We start from the raw sequence: 6,997 nt of genomic DNA on the forward strand, positions 1-6,997 counted from the left end.
TGGCGCCGCCGGCCACCGGGACCCGGCCGCTGCGAAACGACGGTGCCCGCGGGCCGTTGGCCTTGGCTGTGTTCATCGTCGACATGACCAAGTAGGACGAGCTCGGTCGGTACGACGGCCGTCCCGGGTCCGCCGTGATCGTCAACTGCGTCGACCTCACGTGGCCGTCTCGAGCAGTCGCCGCTGTGTCCGGGATCCTTGCCCGCACGAAACGACGGCGAAAGCTTGGTCGAGCCGAGTGCCGTCGGGTGCACCTTGGTCCCGCATTCCGTGCATCGAAAGGCTGTCGTCGCGATGAGCTCGGTTGTCCAGGAGCTTTCAAGCTCTGCGACGGTGACCGCGAGCGCCTCTGTGCCCACGGTGTAACACGCTTCGGATGAGGCAGACAGGCTGTTGCGTCGATGCACGCGCTGCATCCTTCCTGGTTCCGTGTGGCGTGTGCCGTCAGGATAGGCGCTCAAACACCTCCGTAGCGGACCGATCGACGAAGGTTTCCGCTCGAATTCGGGACACCGACAAGAGCGTGACTTCGGTGCGTAGGCCGGTGCTAGTCGTCGTGATTCTGATTGTCCCCGAAATGCGCGGCCCATAAGGTCCACCTCTCGCCACTCGGCTGTACTTCGCCTCGCTGGGCACGATGCGTTGCGCGGCATTGCGCCATCCACGCTTCGACCCACGCCGGTAGCGGGTTACGCCGTCGAAGAACTCATCATCCGCCACGGTCAGAAGACGCGTCGGTATGGCGAGACGGTTTGGTTCTGTTCGTCGGACGGCCGATCGAGAAGCCAGTCGAATTCATCGAGGCCCATCCCCCAACGATAGACCAGGGCGAACACCGGATGAGCGCATTCGCCGGCGGTGGTCACTCGCGGCGCGCGATCTCCGTGGCGCTCCAATCCTGAAGGTCCGCTCAAGAGAATGTTACGGGCATGACAGTCGCCCACGCGCGAGCTCCAGACAATCGCTGGTGGGCACGACGGTCACGCGAGGACTGCCACAAAGCAAGAACCTCGTGGTGCTCGTCGCGTTTCTGACGACTGCACCACGAGGTTCTTACGTGCGACGGATCACTGCTTCGTTCGCAACGGCCGAATCCAGGACTTCCGACCTACCGCCGGAGCGTGACTATCGGGCTGCAGCAACCGACTCCGCGGCCTTCTTCGACCGGATGATGAAGTCGGCGCAGCGCTCGCCAACCACCACTGCGGGCATGTTGGTGTTCGCACGCGGAATGACCGGAAACACCGACGCATCGGCAACTCGCAGACCGGCCACGCCGCGTACCCGCAGCTGTGAGTCGAGCGCACCGTCGGTACCCATCCGTACCGTGCACGAAGGATGGTACGTGTGCTCGACGTTGGCACGGATCCACGCCTCGAGGTCGTCATCGGAGTCGATCTGCAGACCAGGGGAAAGCTCGACGCCGGCATGGCTGGCAAGGGGTCCGCTACTGACGATTTCTCTACTGAGCCGGATTGCCCTGATCATTGCGGCAATCTCAGCCCGATCCGACAGAAGGTTGAGGTGCACTTGTGCGCGCCGTTGGGGGTCAGCCGACGCGATCAGTACGGTTCCGACGCTGGTCGGAGTCCAATAGGACTGCCCCAGAGTGAATGCCGGCTTGTCGTGGACTTGGGCGCCATGCTCACGGAAGTAGGACGGCACGAACACGATCTGGAAGTCAGGTGCCGGAAGGCCTGGTTCTGTTCGTACGTGTGCCGTGGCCTCGGCCACGTTACTTGTGAGTTTCCCCTTCCCCTCCTCGGCCCACATCGCCACGTAGGACGGATCGTCTGCATCGAACAGGCCGACTTGATCGCCTTCGATCTCCCAATTCATCAGCGTCATAGGGTGATCCATGAGATTTGCACCTACCGCCGGAAGGTCCGCGACAGGAGTGATCCCGAGAGCGCTCAGGTGGTCTGCGGGACCGATACCGGATCGTTGCAGGATCTCGGGTGTGCCGAACACACCTGCGCTCACGATGACTTCGCGCGATGCGCGACTCTCGACGGGCTGTCCATCGATCAGGTAGCGCACGCCTGTGGCGACTCCGTCCTCGACGATGACCTTGTCAATGAGCGCCCCCGTGACGATCTGGAGCAGCGAGTTGTTGCTCAGGGGGCCGAGATATGCGGTTGCGGCGTCGTAGCGGTGCCCGTCACGCGTCGTGGTCTTGGAGAGGCTCACGCCGTCGAGATTGGGCCCGAAATGCGTCGGGTTCTCTTGGATGCCCGCCGCGACTGCCGATTCGACGAACGCCTCGCTCAGAGGATCGGGAGAGGGCAACTCGCGCCATCCGAGAGGTGACTTGTCGAAGAAGGGCTCGACATCGGACCACGCCCACCCCTCGACGCCGTACTGCGCCCAATTGTCGTAGTCCTCGCTGCAACCACGAAGGTGCACCATGCAGTTCATCGAGCTGCAGCCGCCCATGGTCTTCGCTCGCGGCTGGTAGATGGTTCGTCCGTCGAGCGTAGGTTCCGGCTCGGTGCGGTAGTCCCAGTCACGATCGCTGTGGAACAGCTGGGCGAACGCTGCCGGGATCTGAACCTCGGGGGTGTCATTGGCCGGGCCAGCCTCAAGTAGCAGGACACTGGCACCGCCTTCGACCAGCCGCGCCGCCACGGCGCAACCGCCTGAACCTGCTCCAGCGACGATGTATTCATAGGTTTCCATAGTTACTCCTTTGGCTCGACACGGAACCGGCCTTGCCGGTCCTGAGTTCGGTCGGCCTGACGTTAGGAGCAGCCGAAGCTCTGAAAGTGTTCAGAAACTGAACACATCGCACGGTCGATGCGCTCTTACCGTGACTCCTGATCGTCTTCCGACCGCTTGGAGGTTTTTGTGAGCAACACGCCGCACTACGACATGTTCATCAACGGGCAATGGATCGAAGCGTCCGAACAGTACGAAGTCCGCTCCCCTGCAACGGGAAATGTCACCGCGACGGTGGCGTTTGGCGAGGTCCGACACGCCGACGCCGCGGTCGCTGCCGCCAAGGCGGCCCATGAGGAGGGCACGTGGCGCCGGATGACTCCTGAGCAACGTGGCGATGTTCTCGACCGTATGGCGGACAGCATGGAGGCGAAGGCGTCTGAACTGGCGAGGCTCGCCACCGGAGAGAACGGGGTGACCGTCCGTATCGCGAACGCATTCCACATTGGACTCGGCACAGCCAACCTCCGGTTCTTCGCAAACCTGGCCCGAGCATTCCAGCCTGAAGAGCCCAATCCACTCGTTCCCGAGACCGAAGACGTGCGTGCCGTCCTTCGGCGAGAACCGATCGGGGTCTGCGCAGGAATTGTGCCGTTCAACTTTCCGCTGGTTCTCGCGGGGTGGAAGGTTGGCCCCGCACTCGCGGCAGGCAATACGTTTGTCCTGAAGTGCGATGAGAACACCCCCCTCACTCTGCTCGAACTGGCGAAATCCGCTGAAGACGCCGGCCTTCCGCCCGGGGTCCTCAACGTCATCACAGGGCCGGGCGAGACAGTCGGAGCCCATCTGAGTAGCCATCCTGATGTACGGAAGATCGCGTTCACGGGCTCGACAGCCGTCGGGAAGTTGGTCCACAAGGCCGCCTCGGACAACCTGAAACGAGTCACGCTTGAGCTTGGCGGTAAGGGGCCGAACGTGATTCTCGACGACGCAAACCTGGACATGGCGATCGACGGTTCGCTCTACGCCTTCCTGATGTTCGCAGGCCAGGTCTGCGAATCTGGCACCAGGCTTCTCGTGCCGGCCGAACGTCACGACGAGATCGTTGAGCGACTCGTGTCCCGCGCAAAAGACATCCGGATCGGCGATCCGAACGATCCGGCCAGCGATATGGGGCCCGTCGCCTCACTGGACCAATTGAAGCGGGTCACCGACTACATCGAAATCGGACTGCGGGAAGGCGCAAACCTCGCGTATCAAGCACCGTGCCGGGCGGCCCCGATTTCGCCAACGGCGCCTGGGTCGCTCCCACCATCCTCACTGGCGTCAACAATCGAATGCGGATCGCCCGCGAAGAGGTCTTCGGTCCCGTCCTCGTGGTAATTCCCTACAACACCGTCGAGGAAGCCATCGAAATCGCCAACGATTCGGACTACGGCCTCGCCGCCGGCGTCTGGGGTTCGCCCGAACGCGCGTTGGACGTGGCGAACCAGCTTGAGGCCGGCACCGTGTGGGTCAACGACTGGCACGCGGGCTTCCCGCTAAACCCGTTTGGCGGATACAAGCAGAGTGGCATCGGACGCGAGGTCGGCCCGAACGCCCTCGCTGAGTACACACAGGTGAAGACAGTCCACCAGGCCAAGGACAACGACTGGACGAAGCGAGGCTTCGGCCTCGTTTTGCCGCCGCCAGCACTCCTGGGCTGAGCGCACCTGCTGTTCGATCGATTCCTCTGGCCCACGTCCTGCGCTGCCGCCGGTCGTGGGCCAGAGCGGCGCCCCCGCATCATCCAGTTTCGCGGCCCGATTCGCGAATTGACCTTCCGAACTCGAAGACACGCCTATGCTTGTGTGATGAGCGTCTCCTCACCGGAACGCCCGGAGATCGCTATGTCCTGGCACCGTTCGATACTCAGTGGCGTCGCAACCGCGGGCCCTCGACTCGCCAACCCGGACATCGACATTGACCCCACCAGCCGGCTGCTCCGGGCCGCGGTTCCTGTGCTCGACCAGCTTGCAGAAAGACTGATTGACACCCGATACAACCTAATTTTGGCCGACCGTCAGGGACGCATCGTGTATCGCTGGTTTGCCGATCGCAGACTTGAGGCCGTCCTCGACGATCTGGGTATCCGCCCGGGCGCGACTGGCGCCGAGGAGGTGATCGGCACGAACGCTATAGGCACAACGCTCGAGATCCGCCGCGGAATCGCGATCAACGGCGAGGAACACTACATCGAACCATTCAAGCCCTACTCGTGCTACGGACACCCGATCATCAGCCCGGTATCCCGCCGCATAGAGGGCGTCCTCGATATCAGCTGCACGACAGGCGATGCCAACCCGCTCCTGGCCCCTTTTCTCGTGCGAGCCGTCGAGGACATCCAACTACGCCTCGTCGATCTGGCCGGCACCTCAGAGCGACTGTTGATGCGAGCTTTTCAAGCCGAGTCCACTCTTCGCAATCGGGCCCTGGCCGCATTCGGTGACGATGTCGTTCTGACGAACAAGGCTGCGGTCGATCTGCTTTCGCCCGGCGACTACGCATCGATGAGATTGCTTGCCGCAGAGCTCGACTGTAGCTCGGACCGGCACACCAGAGTGCGCCTGAGCTCCGGCCTCGAGGTGGATGTTCACCTCACCCGAATCGACGGCACTACAGACGGCACACTCTTCCGGTTCAATCGCACCGAGACGCCACCCCAGTCGGTGACCTCACAAGCCCACGCCACGGATAGCGCGGCCATTCAGATGGGGCCTGTACTGATCCATGGCACCGCAGGAACAGGCCGCACCACGGAAGCTCGCAGACTGCGGCCGGGTGCGCTCTTCCTCGATTCAGCGGACGCGGTGACGTTCGGTGAACGCGCCTGGGCCAGCCGCCTGCAGGAGATCCTCGCAAGCGACGCGACTGTGGGTCTGGAGAACATCGACCTTCTCCCCTGCTCACTGATTCCGCTAGTCGTCGACGTGGTCTCTGCGGGCCACGCGATCGTCCTGACCTCATGTCCTGTGCGAGACCTGCAGGGGCCACACCTGGCACTCGCATCGATGGTCGTCGAGCAACGAGAGCTCATCGACCTGCAGGATCGCACGGGCGAAATCGAATCGCTGGCAATGCATTTGGTAAAGGACATCGAGCCGCAGGCCGACATCCGCCTGCTCCCGAGCGTGATCGAAGCACTCGCAACGAGAGCTTGGCCCGGAAATTTGCACGAACTGCGCGCAGTGATGGTTGACGTACTGAAACGACGAAACAGCGGCGACGTAACCGTGCGAGATCTCCCCCAGGCCTACCGGACAACTACTCGAACTCGGAACCTGGCAGGACGCGAACGAGCGGAGCGGATCGCGATCATCGAAGCGCTTAAGGTCCACGACGGCAACAAGGCACGCGCAGCGAAGGATCTCGGGATCAGCCGCACGACGCTTTACGCCCGTATGCGAGCGCTCAAGATCGGAATCTAGGTACAAGCGGTACTGATGGACATGACGGTGACGTCGCCCCGCTCCTCGTCCTGTCGGACGCGGTCGGGGCGACGCCGGCGGAGGAACTGCAGATCTAGCGCGGCGCCATCCGCAGCGCGCCATCCATGCGGATCGTCTCGCCGTTGATGTAGTCGTGCTCGGCGAGGAAGTAGGCCAGCTGCGCGTACTCGCTCGGCTCGCCCAGGCGCGACGGGAACGGGATGCCCGCCTCGAGGGTCTTCTTGAACTCCGGGGTCACGCCGGCCAGCATCGGGGTGTTGATGGTGCCGGGGGCGATGGTGTTCACGCGGATGCCGAACTGCGCCAGGTCGCGCGCGGCGGTGATGGTCATGGCGTGCACGCCGCCCTTGGACGCGGTGTAGGCGATCTGGCCGATCTGACCCTCGAACGCCGCGACCGACGCGGTGTTGACGATGAGGCCGCGGGAGCCCTGCTCGTCGACGGCCTCCTGCTTGCTCATCTGGTCGGCCGCCAGGCGCATCACGTTGAACGTGCCGACCAGGTTGATGTTGATGACCGTCTGGAACAGGTCCAGCGCGTGCGGGCCGTTCTTCGACAGGATGCGGCCCGCCCAGCCGACGCCGGCGCAGTTGACGGCCACGCGCAGCGGGCCCGCCTTGACGGCCTCGGCGATCGCGGCGAGGACCTCGTCCTCCTTGGTCACGTCGGTCGCGACGAGGTGCACGTTCTCGACCGGGGGCGGGCCTTGTCGATCGACGGCTGCAGGTCGAGGCCGAAGACGGTGGCGCCGGCATCGGCGAAGCGCTTCGCGGTGGCGGCGCCGAGGCCGGATGCGCCACCGGTGACGATGACGGAGGAGCCGGAGACGTCCATGGCTGATTCCCTTCTGT

At 63.6% G+C, this 6,997-nt stretch carries 3 protein-coding genes and 2 pseudogenes; 2 read left to right on the forward strand and 3 right to left on the reverse strand.

The features are described 5' to 3' along the window. Window positions 1-722: 722 nt before the first annotated feature. Together RHBS_RS28580 and RHBS_RS21980 are read right to left on the reverse strand one after the other, a co-directional pair. Window positions 723-866, reverse strand: a complete 144-nt coding sequence (locus tag RHBS_RS28580) for a hypothetical protein (RefSeq protein WP_187298593.1) — start codon at window positions 864-866, stop codon at window positions 723-725. A 259-nt stretch (window positions 867-1,125) separates the two neighbouring features. Beyond that, entirely contained in the window at window positions 1,126-2,679 is a 1,554-nt protein-coding gene (locus RHBS_RS21980) for a GMC family oxidoreductase (RefSeq protein WP_006368929.1), read from the reverse strand. Between the two features lie 168 nt (window positions 2,680-2,847). Between RHBS_RS21980 and RHBS_RS21985 the strand changes: the two are divergent. Then, window positions 2,848-4,364: pseudogene (locus RHBS_RS21985) on the forward strand (aldehyde dehydrogenase). A gap of 147 nt (window positions 4,365-4,511) precedes the next feature. Further along, window positions 4,512-6,125, forward strand: a complete 1,614-nt coding sequence (locus tag RHBS_RS21990; protein ID WP_035727429.1) for a sigma-54-dependent Fis family transcriptional regulator — start codon at window positions 4,512-4,514, stop codon at window positions 6,123-6,125. Window positions 6,126-6,219: 94 nt separating this feature from the next. On the opposite strand, the pseudogene RHBS_RS21995 reads toward RHBS_RS21990, so the two are convergent. Then, window positions 6,220-6,980, reverse strand: a pseudogene (locus RHBS_RS21995) (SDR family NAD(P)-dependent oxidoreductase). Between the last annotated feature and the right edge of the window lie 17 nt (window positions 6,981-6,997).

It is taken from the genome of Rhodococcus sp. BS-15, assembly GCF_000813105.1.
In the GTDB taxonomy this organism is placed as follows: Bacteria; Actinomycetota; Actinomycetes; order Mycobacteriales; family Mycobacteriaceae; genus Rhodococcoides.

What these genes read in the sequence shown, in the direction of transcription:
- RHBS_RS21980 (WP_006368929.1), bottom strand. Translation starts at nt 2,679, where the DNA reads ATGGAAACCTATGAATACATCGTCGCTGGAGCAGGTTCAGGCGGTTGC.
- RHBS_RS21990 (WP_035727429.1), top strand. Translation starts at nt 4,512, where the DNA reads ATGAGCGTCTCCTCACCGGAACGCCCGGAGATCGCTATGTCCTGGCAC.